At 59.2% G+C, this 18555-nt stretch carries 8 protein-coding genes and 5 pseudogenes; 9 read left to right on the forward strand and 4 right to left on the reverse strand.

Translation table 11 applies throughout. The features are described 5' to 3' along the window. Positions 1-1054: 1054 nt before the first annotated feature. The 4 genes and pseudogenes from ACVW1B_RS00920 to ACVW1B_RS00935 form a co-directional block, all read left to right on the forward strand. Positions 1055-1954: a TauD/TfdA dioxygenase family protein gene (locus tag ACVW1B_RS00920; RefSeq protein ID WP_253603722.1), complete on the forward strand. Its 900-nt coding sequence runs from the start codon at positions 1055-1057 to the stop codon at positions 1952-1954. A 2040-nt stretch (positions 1955-3994) separates the two neighbouring features. Then, on the forward strand, positions 3995-4858 hold the full coding sequence (locus ACVW1B_RS00925; protein WP_253603720.1) for a MaoC family dehydratase: 864 nt from the start codon (positions 3995-3997) through the stop codon (positions 4856-4858). An 858-nt stretch (positions 4859-5716) separates the two neighbouring features. Next, positions 5717-6706, forward strand: coding sequence for a reverse transcriptase domain-containing protein (locus ACVW1B_RS00930; protein WP_456794405.1), 990 nt, complete (start codon positions 5717-5719; stop codon positions 6704-6706). Between the two features lie 123 nt (positions 6707-6829). Continuing rightward, positions 6830-7828, forward strand: a pseudogene (locus ACVW1B_RS00935) (IS701 family transposase); the annotation flags it as partial. 139 nt (positions 7829-7967) lie between these two features. Here the strand turns inward: ACVW1B_RS00935 and istB are convergent. Further along, a complete protein-coding gene (gene istB / locus ACVW1B_RS00940; RefSeq protein WP_253603718.1) occupies positions 7968-8765 on the reverse strand; it encodes an IS21-like element helper ATPase IstB in 798 nt (265 codons plus the stop codon). After that, positions 8762-10271, reverse strand: a pseudogene (gene istA / locus ACVW1B_RS00945) (IS21 family transposase). The gene istB and the pseudogene istA (ACVW1B_RS00945) overlap by 4 nt, the downstream one beginning before the upstream one ends. A 249-nt stretch (positions 10272-10520) precedes the next feature. Between istA (ACVW1B_RS00945) and ACVW1B_RS00950 the strand changes: the two are divergent. The 3 genes and pseudogenes from ACVW1B_RS00950 to ACVW1B_RS00960 form a co-directional block, all read left to right on the forward strand. After that, positions 10521-10702, forward strand: a pseudogene (locus tag ACVW1B_RS00950) (IS701 family transposase); the annotation flags it as partial. Positions 10703-11371: 669 nt separating this feature from the next. Beyond that, complete coding sequence (locus ACVW1B_RS00955; RefSeq protein WP_253603716.1) at positions 11372-12466, forward strand: DUF2817 domain-containing protein; 1095 nt, start codon at positions 11372-11374, stop codon at positions 12464-12466. Positions 12467-12757: 291 nt separating this feature from the next. Then, positions 12758-13918: a M24 family metallopeptidase gene (locus ACVW1B_RS00960; RefSeq protein WP_253603714.1), complete on the forward strand. Its 1161-nt coding sequence runs from the start codon at positions 12758-12760 to the stop codon at positions 13916-13918. A 133-nt stretch (positions 13919-14051) separates the two neighbouring features. Here ACVW1B_RS00960 and ACVW1B_RS00965 read toward each other — a convergent pair whose 3' ends face one another. Then, on the reverse strand, positions 14052-14309 hold the full coding sequence (locus ACVW1B_RS00965; protein ID WP_253610077.1) for a hypothetical protein: 258 nt from the start codon (positions 14307-14309) through the stop codon (positions 14052-14054). Between ACVW1B_RS00965 and ACVW1B_RS00970 the strand changes: the two are divergent. Further along, positions 14235-15573 (forward strand): annotated as a pseudogene (locus ACVW1B_RS00970) (IS5 family transposase). The gene ACVW1B_RS00965 and the pseudogene ACVW1B_RS00970 overlap by 75 nt on opposite strands. A 712-nt stretch (positions 15574-16285) precedes the next feature. Here ACVW1B_RS00970 and ACVW1B_RS00975 read toward each other — a convergent pair. Continuing rightward, positions 16286-16817 (reverse strand): annotated as a pseudogene (locus tag ACVW1B_RS00975) (IS110 family transposase); the annotation flags it as partial. A gap of 176 nt (positions 16818-16993) precedes the next feature. Here ACVW1B_RS00975 and istA (ACVW1B_RS00980) point away from each other — a divergent pair. Further along, positions 16994-18544 carry an IS21 family transposase gene (gene istA, locus ACVW1B_RS00980; protein ID WP_253603713.1) on the forward strand — a complete coding sequence of 517 codons (1551 nt, stop codon included), beginning with the start codon at positions 16994-16996 and terminating at the stop codon, positions 18542-18544. Positions 18545-18555: the final 11 nt, after the last annotated feature.

Below are 18555 nucleotides of genomic sequence, written 5' to 3' on the forward strand. Positions count from 1 at the left end.
TTACGCGAAAACTCCAACAATCCAACGGCACATCGACGTCTTCGCGGGATTTGCGTATTCGATAAGGTGCTTATGGATTGGGCTCAATATTGCCTCGTTCCCGTTGCCTTGAGAGACGATACTCCCGGACAGAAACTCGCCGCGTTATAAGTGGCCCACTCGTGTCCGCTTACTGTACCGGAAATGGCCAGGCGGACAGACGCCAGCCTCGAGCATCAAGAGCAATCTGGACGGTCGCTAGAGTTTCAAAGACGATCGTTGCGAGAGCTGACCGAAGTTCTGCTCGGGAAATCGCCAAAGGTTGGTTGACAGGCGATCGAAAGCGTCCACGTCAACCGGACGCCGGAGGTCACAGGCTGCGGCCGAAGATTCATTCTCCTCGAACTCGCCAGACAAATCTTCGCGGCCGATGCCAGCACGGCATGTAAGCCGTCGAATCCCCGGTATCGGGACAACTTCGTGCCCTCGGTCGAACACTTCCCTGATCCTCTGATCTGCCAGTTGAGCCGATGCGTTCTAACATTATTCGGCGTCCAAGATTGCGCGAAGTAGAATGGGCCAGCAGGGACTACGGCGCAACTGCAGACGACAACGTCGGATCGCTCTGAGGCCCTTGAAGCACGATCAGGCTCGAGATGTCGCACCGTTTCATTGCTCCATGATCGCCCGGATAGATGGTCCATGCGTGACGCCGGGATGAACGAAGAACACATTATAATGGATACTCCGAACAAGAACTTGTTACTTGCGCGCTGGTTCGGATTCGGAAATAAGACAATCTATAGTAGAGCGCGCAAGAGGCGTAGAATTGAGGTGCTCTGCTGCAGGTCCATTCGATAATGATCTCGATGGGAGCCGACTTTCGAGTGGGTTATGGTGGCAACCACGCGATGGTCGCCAATGACTTGGCTTTTGCCTTTCGTGTTTGCCGCAAGACATCGCGGCCGAATAGGGTCCGCCAGCGACCAAAGTAAGTTGGCTGAGCTTCCGTCGCCAGTTCTGCCGACCATGGGTCTAGAGTCTTGTTTAGCGTCACGATAGTGAGGTCATGATCATGAGCAATACGACCATTGGCGGCATCATTCCGCGCGCGGATATCATCGAGCACGGAACTCGGCTTGGTAGCGAGATCAAGAACATCAGGCTCTCCGATGAGTTGTCAGACGAAGCCGTCCAGGCCATTAGTCGATTGCTCCTCGCGCATAAGGTCATCTTTTTCCGTGATCAGGCGCACCTTGATGATGCCGAGCGGCAGCGCTTTGCCGTCCGACTTGGTTCGCTCAGGCCGCGTTCGACAGTCCATGCGATCAGGGAAGCACCGTTCGCAATGGCGTGGGTTGGTGGCAGCCGTTCTGCCGACCAGATGCACATGGGTGTCAGTGTCGGTGAGACATGTTCAAAAAGTTCAGTCCTGCCCGACGGCGGCGACATCGTCTGGTCGAGCGCTGCGGCAGCATACCTTGACCTTCCAGAGCCGCTACGGATGCTGGCCGACGACCTCTGGGCCGCGCGCTACAGTGACCATGATTGCGCCGTGACCGGATGCGTGGAAGAGACGGACCGGCTGCATCTAGACGATGTTTTCACCGGAACAATCTATGAAGCGGCGCATCCGGTCGTCTGTGTGCATCCCGAGACTGGCGAACGGATGCTCGTACTCGGACATTTCGCACAGTACTTTGTCGGCCTGCAGAAGCCTACCAGCGAAAGGCTATTCAACTTACTTCAATCCTACCTCACCGCGCCAGAAAACACCGTGCGCTGGAGCTGGAAGTCGGGAGACGTCGCAATCTGGGACAGTCGGGCAACTGTATATCACGCCGTCAAATATTCCGGCGGTCAAGATAGCACATTGAGCCGCCTCATCAGCGATGACGACGCGCCGCTTGGTAACGCTGGTCGTCTCACTGCACATATCAAGGAATCAAAGCGGCAGGCGGCCAGGGCTGCATGATGGTGGTCCACTGATCAAGTCTACCATGACAGGCGCTACGCATGCGCCGCGGTTATGTGTCACCGCGGGGAGCGGTGATGTTTAGAAGACATTTGGCGTTGAAACTTTCGCTTCCGACAATTTGCCGGTACTGCTCGAGAAAACTCACATCCGGAATCGAGGCTTGGCCACGCAAGTGACGTTTCATATTCATCGAAATTCCAAGTCATCTGGCAATACTCAAAACGTGAACTCCCTCGGAGTCGACGGTGCTTGACCAGTTGGCAGCAAGGGCAGGTCTTCTCCTCCAGGTCAATGACGATCGCAATCGCGCGACGATCCGGCCAGTAGCTACCATTGCCGCGGCGCCTACGTGGCTGGCCTACGGCCCGCACATGCGCTGGCATCCTGCGCCCTCTCGCCGTGCCAAATGCCGCGGCTCATGTTGGTGGCCGACGCATCTACCGCATCTACCTCGCCGAAGAAGCGAACTGCTCCTTCCCGGCCTGCATCTGAAATCGGGACGGTGTTTCGCAGCTTCGCAACGTCGGTTCCGACATATGCTTCCCTATAATCCGCCATAGCTCGCCTTTGCGAGGATCGGCTCGATCCGCCCGAGCACCCCTCGGATGCGCAGGTGTAGGACAAACCTTGTCGGTATGGGCAGACATACGGTCTTACGCGCTAGCGGCCCAGCGCTCGGCAGCCCGTCACGCGGAGCCTGCCGCCTCACGCCGGGTTCGTTAGATCGAGGGATGTTCCGGCCAATTGGTGGCGTCGCAGGACGGCACGTCTGAACTCGTCGGGAAAAGGATCTTGAAACCTGGATTAGAGCGTGGATACGAGGAGCATAGCATTGATCAGGATCGCAGCGTCGTTACAGTTATGAGCCGGACGGCGTCAGATGCTAGGATACTATGGCACTATGATTGTACGGTCGGCAGCGAACGAGGAGCGCCAGGTTGAGGAAGAGTGGTTGCTTGGAATCTGCGGTGAATTTGGCGGGAGCGTTAAGTTCCTTGAAAAGGCTTATTCCTGCGAGCGGAGTGAGATCGCTTCGGCGCTCGCAAGCTTCCTCAAGAGACAAAGGCGGATCCGCATCCGATCGCGGGAGTCGCTTTCTGACCAGCTTGCAAGAAGGAGAGATCGAGAGTTTCGGCAGCCATTTTCAGCGCGGCATCCTAGCAGTAAGAGCAGGTTTCCACAAAGGCGCGGGATCTAGTGTTCGTGCGCATGGTGATATGGTGATTTGGATCGCCTTCTCGGCGACTCACACGCGTCGCCTTTGTTTGAAGCGCCGCGCCGATCGCGATCAACCTAATTGGACCCTCAATAAGAATCCCCGGAGCGGGCATTGTGGTAAGCAGAGTTCTTTCCGACAGCCTGCTGCGATAATCGCCAGGACCGCCTGTCGCAGAAGGGGCGTTCCTTGTTGCGTTACTGACAAAGGAGGGCCGTCGGGTTTGAACAGCCGGTCGCGGTGCGGTCTGTGAGAACTTCTTCCTGTAGTTAGAAGCTTAATGCGTCGCACCGCATTGGCACGGCCATTGCTATTGAGAGCTAGAAAAATTGAATGAGGTGCCAGCGCACATTTCGACACGCAAACTGAGCGATGCGTTCCGTCTGCAAGAACAATATCCATTTGCGAAGCGGACAGGCACGCCATGAAAGGAATATTTCATTGGCGCTGAGTTCTAATGCCAGAACCACCACATTCCGTTTGGCAGAGAATCCATTGTCGGCGGTCCACCATCTAGCTTCGGGATAGAACTTGAGATGTCATAAGACGATGCGTCTGTCTCAAACTCACGCATGTGAGCCGGGAGGAAGCATGTCGCGGGCGAGCGGTCGCCGGCGATAAGCGATCTGGATCGCCGCTGATCTCAGTCGGCTATGAAATCTGCGCTGCGCCACGTCCGTGCCGCTCCAAAAAGGAAGGAGCGCGACAATTTGCCAGAAAATTGCGGCAATCACGGAGAGTCAAAGTTGCCGTCGAACTGATCGAGAGTGGACATCTGCTTATTGCGCCCGTTTGACGTTAGAAATAAGGGAAGGTGACCGGTGCCAATCGACTATCCCGCAGTACTCAATCTCAAGACCGAAGCTGTTCCCTATTCGTGGAGTGATCGCGAGGTAATGCTCTATGCGCTCGGCATCGGCATGGGCTCCGATCCGTTGAACGAAAAGGAACTGCATTTTGTCAATGAGGCATTTTCAACACCGAAGCGGTTGAAGGTGGTTCCAACCTTTGCTTCGGTCTGCGTCTGGGGGGCGAGACCTGGAGTTCTCGGCCTTAATCGTGTCATGGTCGTTGATGGCGAACGCGACATCACATTTCACAAGGAGATCCCTGTCGCAGCCAGCGTTACGGCGGATGCACGTGTGCGCGGCGTATATGACAAAGGCAAGGAGAAGGGTGCGATCATACAGAACGAAGTCATCGTCAGAGATGGCGAGGGGGACAAGATCGTCACTATCATATCTTCGACGTTTGCGAGGGGCGACGGCGGCTTTGGTGGATCTTCGGAAGGAATGCCCGAGCCGCACCAAGTCCCCGATCGAGCGCCGGACAGATCGATTGAAATACCGATCCGTCCCGATCAGGCGTTGATCTATCGGCTGTCGGGTGACCGGAATCCCTTGCATAGCGATCCTGAATTCGCTCGTCAGGCTGGCTTTCCTAAGCCAATTCTTCATGGAATGTGTACTTACGGACTGACCTGCAGAGCAGTGTTGCAGACCTACGCGGATTACGATCCTTCTGCCTTCCAACGTCATCGCGTTCGATTGTCTGCACCGGTGTTTCCGGGTGAGATCCTTACGGTCTATCTCTGGAAGGACGGAAACTCGATTTCGTTCGAAGGCCATGTACGAGACAGGCAAGTTACCGTCGTCAAGAATGGACAGACGGCGCTGGCGTCTTAGCACTACTTTGGGTGCGCCGGGAGACCGGCAAGGAGTAGATGGTGAAAGTCCATTGCGATGAAGGTGTAGCGAACCACATCGGCCCCGAGCCGTGCGCAGGCCTCCGCGAGGGGGTCGGCGAAGCGTCGGTAGGGGAGCATGCAGGCCAGCCATTGAGCCGCGAAACAGTGTTATCCCGGGCGTCGACGCTGTCCAAAGAGCGGAAGGCAACATGGGCGAGTGCGCAAACGCGAGCACCCGTCCAGCCCGGCGTGGTCGTAGACCCTGGCATGCATGGAAGCTCCTTGTACGGGAACCGGGATATCTCCGGGTCGGCCACCTTCCTCCTCCGAGGATATGGTCCGCAGCGGGAAGGCGAGGAGCCGTAGCCGCTGATGCACGACACGGAGAAGTCTGACTCTGGCATAGTAGCTGAGAAGCCGACGAACAAAGCCGGATTACCGGCGGAGGAGTGGGTGGAGCCAAGGCTGGGGACCAAGGGAAACGCGGAACAGCGGCGCATACACCGGACACAGGGCCGGGCTCGCATGACCCAGTCGCTGGACCGCGTACGGGCAGCCGCAAGGCTGAGGAAGAAGGACCGGTTCACCGCGCTCCTTCACCACATCAATGTCGATACACTGCGGGCGGCGTTCTTTGCGCTCAGGCGTAGGGCCGCTCCCGGAGTGGATGGCATGACGTGGCAGGACTACGAGGAAGATCTCGAGCCCCAGCTCGCCGATCTGCACAAACGGGTCCAACGAGGAACATACCGCCCGCAACCGTCTCGCCGGACGTACATACCAAAGGCAGACGGCAAGCAGCGGCCGAGCGATCGCGGCTCTCGAGGACAAAATCGTCCAGGGCGCCACCGTCATCGTGCTCAACGCCATCTACGAAGGAGACTTCTGTGGCTTTTCCTACGGGTTTCGGCCCGGCAGAGGGCCACATGATGCGTTGGACGCGCTCTGCACAGCGATCGAGACGCGGCAGGTGAACTGGATCGTTGACGCCGACATCCAAAATTTCTTTGGCGCAGTCAGTCAATCTTGGCTGGTGCGCTTCTTGGAACATAGGATCGGCGACAAGCGCATCATCCGCCTCATCCAGAAATGGCTGAAGGCAGGTATTCTCGAAGACGGCGTCGTAACCGTTGATGACAGGGGAACGGGTCAAGGTTCGGTGATTTCACCGCTCCTCGGCAACATCTACCTACACTACGCTCTCGACCTGTGGGCCAAGCGCTGGCGACAACGCGAGGCCTCCGGCGGCATGATCATCGTGCGTTACGCGGACGATGTAGTGGTCGGCTTTGAGCGCGAGGACGACGCACGTCGTTTCCTCGATGCGATGCGCGCGAGACTGGAGGAGTTCGAGCTGACGCTCCATCCGGCCAAGACCCGCCTGATTGAGTTTGGTCGCCATGCGGCGGCTCAACGTAAGCAGCGCGGACTCGGAAAGCCGGAAACCTTTGCGTTCATGGGGTTCACATTCATCTGCGGCAAATCACGCCAAGGGCGCTTCCAGCTTCAACGGAAGACCCGTAGCGACCGCATGCGAACCAAACTCCGCGAGATCAAGGAGGAGCTGAGGCGCCGAATGCACTGGCCGATCCCTGCACAGGGGAGATGGCTCAGGCAGGTCGTGACCGGCCACTTTGCGTACTTTGCTGTCCCGACGAATGGCCGAGCGCTCAATGCGTTTCGGTTCTATCTGACCGACCTCTGGAGGCGTACGCTTCGGCGGCGCAGTCAGCGGAACTGTCTGACCTGGGATCGCATAACGCAGATCACCGACGACTGGCTCCCCAAGGTTCGCATCCTTCATCCATGGCCGAAGCTGCGCTTCGCCGTCAAACACCCGAGGTAGGAGCCCGGTGCCTTAATTGGGCTCGCCGGGATCTGCGCGGGGGGCGCCCAGTGATGGGGGTCCCTACCGCGAACAGATTGTTGATTTTGCCGCGTTTTATAGGATTCCCGAATCAATTTTTCAATGATTCATGGGTGGTCGGCTCTGGAAGGGCTGACCATGGCGGGATGGGAAGACGAACTCGAACCTTGGCTGATGCCGTTCTTGGACCGGCTGGGTCATAAGACCCGGCAGCGGATGTGTCCTCTGTATGTTGCGGGATTGATCGGTCCGGGCGATCGCAAGAGCGTTCAGCCGATGGCGGAGCGCCTTGCCTCGGGCAACTACGACCAGTTGCCACCATTTCATTGCGGACGGTGTCTGGGACGCGACGCCGCTGGAGACGGAGCCGCTCAACCAGGCGGACCGACTTGTCGGCGGCAGGGATGCGATGCTGGTTATCGATGACACCTCACTGCCGAAGAAGGGTGAGCGATCGGTCGGTGTTGCGGCTCAATACGAGTCGGCTCTCGGTAAAACGGCAAATTGCCAAACGCTGGTGTCTTTAACGCTTGCGCGCGGCGAAGTGCCAGTGATGGTCACGTTACGTCTCTTTCTGCCAGACAGTTGGACAAGCGACGTATCTCGTTTGAAGCGCGCTCGCGTGCCGTCGAACATCGAACGGCACGGTCCAAGCCCGAGATTGCTCTAGCCGAGATTGACCGCGCGATGGCAGCCAACGTGCGCTTTGGATGTGTGCTGGCGGATGCAGGATACGGCCTCAGCGCACCGTTTCGACAAGGGCTAACAGAGCGCGGGCTGGCCTAGGCTGTCGGCATCCCTCGGCACCAGAAAGTGTATCCGGTCGATGTGAAGCTCATTTGGCCGATTACCAGCGTCCGCGGAAAACCACGAAAGCACCACGTGCCCGATATCTTATCGATTGCCGCAGAACAAATGCTCGCCAGCGCCAAATGGAAAGCCGTGAGTTGGCGTCGTGGGACGAAAGGTCGGCTGAAAGCCCAATTTGCTGCTCTCCGTGTCCGGACCGCCGACGGCCCTCCGCAGCGGATATGGGATAAAGGTCGGCAGCATTTCCCAGGCGACGAAGCCTGGCTCATTGGTATAGCGCGACAATCTGGCTGGGAAGCGCGCGACAATCAGGATGGCGAGTCGGTGTCGCGGTGAGGTGAGGTGAGGTGAGGTGAGGTGAGGTGAGGTGATGATTGCCGCGATGATTGTCGCGCGCAAGAGTTTTGTTGGCGCTGATTGTCGCGGAGCGTCAACCAGCGATTGTTTTTGGTGTCGCGTGCGACGGTGGCCGTCCTGGGCCGCGTTTTCGCTCGAGCGCGGTGCGCCTGCGATAGCTCTCGACGTTCATTTCGATGATGGTGGCGTGGTGAACGAGGCGATCGATGGCGGCGAGCGTCATGGCGGGGTCCGGGAAGACCCTGTTCCATTCGCCGAAGGGCTGATTGGCGGTGATCAACATCGAGCGCCGCTCGTAGCGTGCGCTGATGAGCTCGAACAGCACGCTGGTCTCGGCCTGATCCTTGGTGACGTAGGCGAGGTCATCGAGGATCAGGAGGTCGAAGCGATCGAGGCGGTTGATGGCGGCCTCGAGGTTGAGCTCGCGCCACGCCACCTGGAGCTTCTGCACGAGATCGGTGGTGCGGGTGAACAGGACCCGCCAACCGTTCTCGATCAGGGCCAAGCCGATCGCTGCCGCCAAGTGGCTCTTGCCACCGCCAGGCGGCCCAAACAGCAACAAATTGGCGCCCTTGCCGACCCAACCATCGCCAGCGGCAAGCGCGGTCACCTGCGCTTTGGAGATCATCGGCACGGCCTCGAAGTCGAAGCTATCGAAGGTCGTTCCGGCCGGCAGCCGCGCCTCGACGAGATGGCGCTCGATGCGACGGCGGCCGCGTTCGGCGATGATGGCGAGGAAGCGGGCCGCCGGCCAACCTTCCTTGTCGGACTGTTCGGCGAACTGTGGCCACAGCACCTTGATGGCGGGCAGGCGCAGCTCGTTGAGCAACAGATTGAGGCGCGCGGTGTCGACTGTGTTGGCCGTGTTCATGCGGCGTCTCCGATCTGGCTGGCGCCGATGAGGCACTCATAGCTGGCGAGCGGGGCAAGCTGCACCATGACTTGCGGCACGCAGGCAGGATCGGGCGCGAAGTGGGCGCGCAGCTGTCCGAGGTCGGGCAGTCGGCCGGCGTCCAGGTTGGCGGCGAGCTGACCGGCGAGTTCGGCCTCGCAGCCGCGCTCGTGCGCCAGCGCAAGCAGATCGACCATGAGCCGGCAGGCTTTCCTGTCCGACAGCCGTTCGCGCAGGCGATCGAAGGTTCGGCGATAGGCCTCGCGCGGGAACAGTCGATCACGGTAGACGAGATTGAGCAGCGCCATCGGCTTGCGCCGTAAGGAATGGATCACATGCCGATAATCGACGACCTGGTCGTGCTTGCCGTTGGGATGCGGCCGTCCACGCGACAGGGTGACGAGATGGGTGCCGCCGACGAACACGTCGAGACGATCGTCGTAAAGGCGCACCCGCAGCTGGTGGCCGATCAGGCGTGACGGCACGGTGTAGAACACCTTGCGCAAGGTGAAGCCGCCACTTGACATCACGCGGACAATCACCTCCTCGTAGTCCGAGGTGCGGCGATCTGGCAACGCCTGCAGGATGGTGCGCTCGTGGTCGATCCGCTTGGCGTTGCGGGCATTGCGGCGGCTGACGATCTCGTCGATGAAGCCGCGGTAGGCGGCGAGATCATCGAAGTCGGCAGTGCCGCGCAACAGCAGCGCATCGGCGATCGTCCGCTTGAGATGGCCGTGCGAGCTCTCGATCGCCCCGTTCTCGTGGGCGATGCCGCGATTGTTGCGGGAGGGCCGCATGCCGTAATGGGCACAAAGATCCTCGTACCGGTGCGTCAGATCATCCCTCGCGTTCCGATCGAGATTGCAGAAGGCGGCCGACAGACTGTCGGTCCGATGCTCCCGCGGTGCGCCGCGACCACAGGGCATTCTGCAGCCCTTCGGCCAAGGCGACGAAGCTCTCGCCACCGAGCACGACATGGGCGTGCTCGAACCCGCAATAGGCCAACCGGAAGTGATAGAGGCGATGATCGAGCGGCATGCCAGCGATGCTCACCCCCAGCTCACCCATGTCGGTGAAGTCGGAGAGGCCGAGTTGGCCGGGCTCGTGGGTCTGGCGGAAGATCACCTCCTGCTCCTCGCCGTGGATCGCCCGCCAGGCGCGGATCCGGCGCTCCAGCATGTGGCGGATTCTGGTCCCGAGTTCAGGGTGGCGTCGCAAGATCTCCTCGAAGATCGCGATCTGCCGCACGCCGGGGGCGGCCTTCAGCATCGGCACCACCTCGGCCTCAAACACGCTGGCCAAGGGATCCGGCCGGCGACTGCCGCGGGCTCCCTTCTTCCGCGATGGCAGGCGGGGATCCTTCTCAATCCGATAGGCGGTTGACGTGCTGAACGACGCCTTGGCGGCGGCCACGGGCGGGGTATCGGTCTGACGGTACTTCATGTAGAGCCTCATCTGGTGATCGGTAATGTGTCGGCCTGGCAAGCGAGTGATTCCTCTTGGCGGAAGAACCACTTGCATAACCAGCCGGCCGCGATCACCAGACGGCGCGGTCCCTTGTGGATCGCGCCGTCGCCGAGCTCGTAACTCCGGTCGGGCTACGCCCTCCCTGCGTCACGAGCTCGGCGACGCTCTCTCATCCTGATTGACGCTCTGCTTCCATCCTGATTGCCGCGCGGCACTCATTGGCGAGCAACGTGCGTCCGCGGGAGAAAAAATACTATCTGGCCAACCTTGATGACAATGATTGCCTACGCCTTCCTGCAACATCGTCGCCTCGCATACGCGGGGCGGAAAAAAAGAATCAACGGGCCTCCGCCTCAGCCAGCCATGCCAGCCGTACGTCATGCCATCGTCGATCTCATCCTTCGGCCGCCGTCTCAGCGGTGCCCATATTGCCGAAAGCAAATCCGTGAAAAACGGCGGCTAAACCACAATCTGCCAAAGTAGTGCTAGACTGGATATCTTTGAAGTTACCCAGAACCGCTGTCAAGTTCGACAGACTCCGGCTTCGCACCTACAAGCCAGAGAGAAAGCGATCGTCCCAAATGCTTCCTCCAGTCCAACTGCAGTACCCGGCGCTAAATCGGTGTCCTCAAGTATCGCCTGATGCCGTCCATGCGTTCTTCGTCACCTCATGCATTCGCGCGCGCTCGTTTTCTGGTCCGGTTCCTGCAAGGTGTAATCTAGGCGCAGACGAGCGGCAGGGACTTAAGAATCCATGCAATCCAACGACTTGTAATAAAGTCTTCGAGTCGGCGGCTGCTTGACATTGGACCTTAGCGCCACCTTTCAATGCTTTAGGAATGAGAGACCATTGTATGAAAAGCTGCGTTTTTACGGACAAGGATATGCAATTTATCGAATAATGGCCAAAGTTGCGGAAATTCGTCTCCAGGGACTGGTAGCACTTAGGGGCAAATCGATCTGTCGACTTGGCGGGCCGACCCTTGATAAGTTGATCGCTTTGCCATTGTACGACGGTGCAGGGGGCAATCTCGCTAACCCTTGGTGACGCGTCATGATGGAGCTTCTGTTCGTCTCATCCGCGAGCCGAGCCGAAGCGAAGGTGGAGGTCAAGCAGCGTGAACCTTGATGTCGCAAACCAAATTGTTCGTGCTGTTTTTTCTGACTCTTACACAGAGGCTAGGCAAAAATTCTTGGCGACGGCGTTAACCTCGAGACCGTATCCATGCAGCACGAAGGGGCCATCTGGTGAGGCTCTGTTCACCGATGCGGCGTATTACGGCGACCCGGATGCCAAGAAGGTCTTGGTCTTGATCTCGGGCACGCACGGTCCGGAGGGTTACTGCGGATCTGCGGCGCAACTTGTATTTCTCCATGCCAGATTCCACGAAGCCCTTCCGCCGTCAACGGGTATTCTCGTTATCCATGCTCTGAATTGCCATGGTTTCGCCTGGGACCGTCGGGCGACTGCAGAGGGGTGCGACCTTAATCGGAATTTTGTGGATTTTTCAAAGCCGTTGCCGTCAAATCCTGAATATGAGGAGCTGGCAGAACATCTTGTTCCCGTGGACAGGACGGGGGAGGGGATGCGACGCGCAGAAGCCGCAGTCGCGGCATACCGCGCGCGCCACGGCGAACTGAATTACAGATCGGCTAGAAATCGGGGTCAGTATACCAGGCCGGGTGGTCTGTGTTACGGCGGAGCGGAGCCCACGGAAGCGAGGCGAACCCTCGAGAAAATAGTAAGCGACTTTAACATAGCGGTCCGTGACAGCGCAATCATCATCGACTATCACACAGGGCTCGGTCCTTATGGCTACGGAGAGCTGCAATGTGAGCAGCCCTCCGGAGTAAGTGGGTATCAACGGGCAGCAAGTATTTTTGGCCCTTCGGTCACGTCGCCGGATCTCGGAACCTCATCCGCGGTCATTTTGCACGGGACACAGGACGAATTTTGGCAGCGTACTTTGGCGGACAGGCACACCTACGTTGCTCTCGAATTTGGAACGTATACTAACCCGTCGATCGTGCCAGATGAACATTGGCTGTTCACGTGCCAACCGGAAGCAGTTGACTCCGATCGTGGGCGCCAGATTCGCAATGCGACCAAATTCCATTTCTACCCGCAAAAGTCAGATTGGAAGGAGATGGTCGTTTGGAGAGCGCACCTAGTGCACCGACAAGCGATTGAGGCGCTCGCATCTGCGGGGTAGCTCACTTTCGTGCATGCTCTACTAAACGGTGAGTGCGCACGCATACCCACTATCTGTGAACATTCTAGGTCAATCAAGTCGACAGCATTTGACGGACCAATTGCTCCGCATCAACAAGCCCGAGCGGCCGGGTCTATAGGCCCAGAATAAAAACAGGCCTCGGTACCCTTGTTTCCGCCGTGACGTCGAATCTGGTGCAAGACGTACGTTGGTGCGCTCGGCTACGAGTGATTTCCTACTCAAACTGGTCGATTGAAACGCAGCATCAGTAATGACAAAAGGAGCTAGTCTATGACCGCAACGTGTAAGTCAATTCCTTTCACTGGCGCACCATTCCCGAAATCAGAGTACGAGCGTCGGCAGAAGAATGTGCTTGAGACCGTAGCTCGCGCTGATCTCGACGCAATCGTGGTCACTGCCCATGGTCATCTCCGGTACCTTACCGGATATGACGGGATGGGTGGCTACTTCATGCCGTTCCCGTTGATCCTAGTGCCGGGGCAGGCGCCGACATACGTTGTTCGCGAATACGAGCTGACGGGCGTTCGCGCGGAAAGTTGCATTGACGAGATCATTACGTATACCGAGCAGCCGGACTTTGCCAAAGTGTGCGCGGACGTTCTTCGAAGGTTGGGACTAGCAGGCCGCAGGGTAGGCTTTGAGCTCGGTTGTTGGAACCTTGCACCTGCAGATGTAAGTGCGGTTCAGACGCGCCTTCCGGATATGAAGCTCGTCGATGCTTCTCGTCTCGTTCCATCGGTGATGGCCGTGAAGAACGAGCTGGAGATCAGAGTTATGCGCGAGGCGATGGCCATGACCCGGGTGGCCGTGGGAGCGTTTCAACAGTCGCTACGGAACGGCATCACTGAAGCCGAAATGGCCGCAGCCATCCAAAGCGAGGTCAAAAAGGCAGGCGGCGACGAAGTTAGGCTGGTTTCAATCGGATTCGGAGAGCGAGTAAAGCTACCACACACCAAGCTCACGCACCACCCGATCAGGAGCAATGAACCTGCCATGATCGAAGTCGGCGGAATGAAGCAAGGATATGTCGGGCCGCTGGTCCGGGCCGCCGTGCTCGGCCGCCATCCCGAGACCGAATCCCTGCACGCCTTGGCGGAGGAGGCCCTTGAGGCCGCGATCGCCGCGATCAAGCCGGGTGTTATGGCAGGAGAGATTGACGCCGCCGCTCGTAAGGTTATCGAACGATCCGCACGTCCGCATGCGCTTAACCACCGCGTTGGATACCAAACCGGCGCTCCGTGGAACGAACGCGGGAACATGAGCTTGGAGCCGGGCGCAACCGACTTCCTTGAGGCCGGCATGACCGTCCACATGCCAGTCATTCTCCTCGGAGAAAGCGGCTATCTGTTTGGCTGCAGCGAGACCGTGTTGGTGACGGAGCGCGGTGCAGAGATCTTCAGCGGTATACCACACACGCTTTATCGCGCGTGATGAATTGGCAGGCCGCGCCAAGGGGAGCGGACGACGTCTGCGAAAAGGTCCGCCCGTTCGTTGGCTCGCCCCGATTCGCGCCCTGCCGCTAACGGGCAGGGTGCGAATTTGAATGTGTCAGAATATACATCGCTCAATCGACTTCATAGTCGTCCGTGAAGAAATGCGAATTGACCTGAGAAATAAGCAGAATTTCTTGATGTAGTATTCGATTTTGCAGGAAAGCGGGGTATTGGACCTCGCTTTCTTGCGTTTTAGGTTTTGCTTTTGGGTGATTCGTGATTCCCTGACAGCGTCGTCGACATTGGGGAATGCGATGAGCAAGCCGCGGGATGATCGCCAGAAAGACCTGTTGCTTCCGGCGCTTGATCAGATCATCGACATGGGTCATCCGCTGGTGCGGTTGGCAGCGCTGATCGACTGGAACATCCTGAATGAGCGCTTCAGTTCGGTGTGCCAAGCAGGGTCGGGACAGCCGGGCTTGCCGACGCGGCTAGTCGCCGGCCTGTTCATTTTGAAGCACATGCACAACCTGTCAGATGAGGTGCTGTGCGCTCGCTGGATCGAGAAGCCCTATTACCAATACTTCTGCGGCGAGCTGAGCTTCCGCCACCGTCTGCCGTTCGATCGATCGATCGTCGATGACGCGCTGGCGGCAGCGGCTCGGCGAGGAGCAGCTCGTTGCGCTAATCCAGGAAAGTCTGTCGGTGGCGCACAAGACAGGCGCCCTCGGCCCGAAGGACCTGGAGCGCGTGGTGGTCGATACCACGGTGCAGCCCAAGGCGGTTGCGCATCCGACCGACGCGCGGCTCCTGCATCGAGCAATCATCAAGCTGGTCGGGCTCGCCAAGCGCAACCGTGTGCCGCTACGCCAGAGCTATCTGCGCCTGGCCAAGCGCGCCGCCATCATGACCGGCCGCTATACCCACGCCCACCAGTTCAAACGCGCCCGGCGGCAGCTCAAGTTCCTGCGGACACGGCTTGGCCGGATCATCCGCGACATCCGCCGCAAGATTGATGGCGATACGGTGCTGGAAGCTCGCTTCGGCCCGTTGCTCGGTTTAGCGCAGCAGGTGCGCAGCCAGGATCAGCATCAGCGCGGTCCGAAGGTCTATGCGTTACATGCTCCGGAGGTTGAGTGCATCGGCAAGGGTAAAGCCCGCGCGCCCTACGAGTTCGGCTGCAAGGTCAGCATCGCCATCCCTGTGACGTCTCCGAAGGGCGGCCAGTTCGTGCTCGGTGCCAAGGCGCTGCATGGCAACCCCTTCGATGGGCACACGCTCGGTCCCGTAATTGCCGACATGGAGAAGCTCACCAGGGTGGAGGCTCGCGGTATCCACGTCGACAAAGGATATCGCGGTCACAACCACCCGCATCGGTTCAGGGTCTGGATCTCGGGTCAGATCCGCCGCATCACAGCTTCCATCCGTCGCGAGATGAAGCGTCGCGCTGCTGTCGAGCCCGTCATCAGCCACGTCAAGGCCGAGCACCGCATGGACAGAAATTATTTCAAGGGACGCCTCGGCGACCGCATCGACGCTGTTCTCGCCGCTGCCGGCTATAACTTCGGCCTGCTGCTGCGATGGCTCGCAGAGCTCTTGCGTGTCATCATCCGAGCCTTCTTCGAGACCGTCCCGGCTCGAAACACCGCTTAAGCCGGGCGCCGGCGCCAGTTCTTCACGAACGACTTCATAATCTCGCGCCATCTCGTCGCAGCGGTAACACCCCGTCTCGCTTATTTTCTCATCTGCCACTTGCGTTGCAATCGAGAGACGCGTGAAGGACGGCCGTCGAAATTGCGCGTGCCGGGCGATCGCTGAACTGACCAATAATCGTGTGCATGCGTTGCTCTTCAATTTCGACAAGCCATCAAGCACTGTATTATTTTAGTATGCATCCGACGGGCGCCGTCTTGCGTGACGCGTGGTAATTTGTGGAACGTGTGACCTTATGTATGGTCCGGCCGTGCGTTGCGAGAAGATTCGTCGAATTGGTGGCAGCGGTCTTGCATCAATGTGTCCGGCCTCTTATTGAAGCGTTTGTGCTCCGGGCCATCATGGACATCTGCGCGTGCGTTCTGATTAGTCAACAGGCCTCGAACGGGCCATTAAGGTCACCAGTATCCGCACACGCTCGGAAGTCCTCCATTTTGTCTTGTCTTCTCGCAGATCTCGGCTGGAGACTGTTGATGCGGCTATGTCATCGCTTGCGCCTGATGTTGCGTCGTTCCTTTGTTCGGACCAAAGGTCCTTCGTCCCGGCCCGCAGAACGTCGATCGCGTCGCGCGCAGGGGCGGTCAAGGCCGGCCGTCGCTCTTGCTTACGGCTGACTGGACGTCGCCAGGCCGCGCCAAGCACGGGGCGATCGTTAGGCGGGTCGAGCGTCTGCATCGCCGATCCTGGTTATCTCGAAGACGCGTCCTTTGGCCAGCACAGCCCCGGCGATGTGGGCAAGTTTGTTGGCGAGCGTGATTGCGAGCACATTGTGGTGTGGCCGCTTCTTGGCGGCTTCGATCCAGGATGTGAACCCGTAACGTTCCCAGTTCTTTATCCTGACCAGCACAACCCAGCGCAACATGCGTGGTGACAGGGCATCGGTGCGCGTCGTAAGAATGGTGGCAAGTTCTGCCTAGGAAGCCGATGCCCTGTCGCATGGCGATCCCGCGCTCCAGCATGAAGGCGGCGGTCTTGGTCGCGACGAACGTCATCGTCGTGCGCTGCACGGCCTCGGCAATCGCTTCGGCATCATTGAAGTCGTTCTTCTGTCCCTTGCTGTAAGGGCGGACGTATTTGGCCGGCACCAGCCTGGCATCGTGACCAAGCGATGCGAGTTTGCGGTCCAGGTGATGTGCGCCGACGCAAGCTTCCATGCCGATGAGGCAGCGCGACATATTGGCGACCGCCCTTCCACTGCGTGTTTCGGCAATTTCCGGACAGCAATTTCGCTAATTCGCGGACAGCGATTTCAGTAATTCCGGGACAGGGATTCCGCTAAATCGCGGACAGTTGCGGGAGGTTGGTTTTCGGGAGCGCCGTTCAGGCAATGTTCTCTCTCAAGCTGAGTTTGAGAGGGGCAATGCCGAGACGGAAGCAAGCGAAACGAACCACTGTGAAGGACCTACGATCGATCCTGAGGCTGACGTACGAGCAGGACCTGTCGGTTCGGGAGATCTCGGAACGGCTGCAGATCAGCAAGAGTTCGGTTGCCACCTACCTGCTGCGAGCGCGTGAAGCGGGTTTGAGCTGGCCGCTGCCGCCGATTTACGAGAGCGAGGCGGCCTTGCAGCGAGCCTTGTTCCGGCGGGTCGGGCGCCCCCCGCAGGACTTGAGCGAGCCAGAGTGGCCACGGGTGGCGCAGGAGCTCAAGCGCAAGGGCGTGACGCTGACGCTGCTGTGGCAGGAATACCGGACGGCGCATCCCGACGGCTATGGTTACACGTGGTTCTGCGAGAAGTTCGACGCCTATCGGCGCCGGGCGAACCCGACCTTCCGTCATCGCCACGCGGCGGGTGCAGTGATGCAGACCGACTATGCCGGTCCGACGGTGGAGGTGATCGATCCGCAAACCGGCGAGATCCGTCAGGCGCAGATATTTGTCGCGGTGCTCGGGGCCTCGTCGCTGACCTTCGCTATGGGGAGCTTCGGTCAGCGACTACCAGATTGGATCGAAGGCCAGACCCGAGCCTTGTCGTACTTCGGCGGAGTTCCCAAGGCGATCGTCTGCGACAATCTGAAGGCCGGGGTCGTCAAGGCGTTGTGGTTCGAGCCGACGCTCAACCAAACCTTTGCCGCCATGGCCGAGCACTACGACACGACGATTTTGCCGACCCGCAGCCGCAAGCCGCGCGACAAGGGCAAGGTTGAAGGCGCGGTGCTGATTGTTGAGCGCTGGATTCTGGCACGGCTGCGCCATCGGCGGTTCTTCAACCTGACCGATCTCAATACTGCGATCGGCGGTCTGCTGGAGGAGCTGAACCATCGGCCGATGCGCCATATCGGCAAATCCCGCCGGCAGCTGTTCGAGGAGATCGAGCGCGCTGCGTTGACGCCGCTGCCGGGCGAGCCGTTCGAATACGCCGAGTGGAAAACGGCGAAGGTCCACCCCGATTATCACGTCGAAGTCGACAAGACCTTTTACTCGGTGCCGCACCGGCTGATCGGCCGTCGGGTGGACGTCCGGCTCACCTATCGAGCCGTCGAGATCTTCCAGGATCACACGCGTGTCGCCAGCCATGTGCGCCGCTCTCAGCGCGGCGGCCATGTCACCGTGAACGAGCACATGCCCAAGGCCCATCAGCGTTATGCCAATATGACGCCGGCGAGCTTGATCAAGATGGCAGCGCGGATCGGCGTCAACACCGCCACTCTGGTCGAGCGGATGATGCGTGAGCGCCCGCATCCCGAGCAGGGTTATCGCTCCGCCATGGGGATCATCGCCCTGGCACGGCGCTACGAGCGCGATCGGCTCGAAGCGGCCTGCGAGCGGGCACTCGTCATCAACGCGATCAGCTACTCCTCGGTGAGCGCGATCCTCAAATCCGGGCTCGACCGCGCGAGCCCTGCTGCCGCACCCGTCAAAGCCACCCCCTCGCACGCCAACATCCGTGGTGGGGGCTATTATCAATGAAGGAAAGGAAC

It is taken from the genome of Bradyrhizobium sp. USDA 4502, from assembly GCF_054063355.1.

What these genes read in the sequence shown, in the direction of transcription:
- ACVW1B_RS00920 (WP_253603722.1), top strand. Translation starts at nt 1,055, where the DNA reads ATGAGCAATACGACCATTGGCGGCATCATTCCGCGCGCGGATATCATC.
- istA (WP_253603713.1), top strand. Translation starts at nt 16,994, where the DNA reads ATGCCGAGACGGAAGCAAGCGAAACGAACCACTGTGAAGGACCTACGA.
- ACVW1B_RS00960 (WP_253603714.1), top strand. Translation starts at nt 12,758, where the DNA reads ATGACCGCAACGTGTAAGTCAATTCCTTTCACTGGCGCACCATTCCCG.
- istB (WP_253603718.1), bottom strand. Translation starts at nt 8,765, where the DNA reads ATGAACACGGCCAACACAGTCGACACCGCGCGCCTCAATCTGTTGCTC.
- ACVW1B_RS00965 (WP_253610077.1), bottom strand. Translation starts at nt 14,309, where the DNA reads ATGACCCATGTCGATGATCTGATCAAGCGCCGGAAGCAACAGGTCTTT.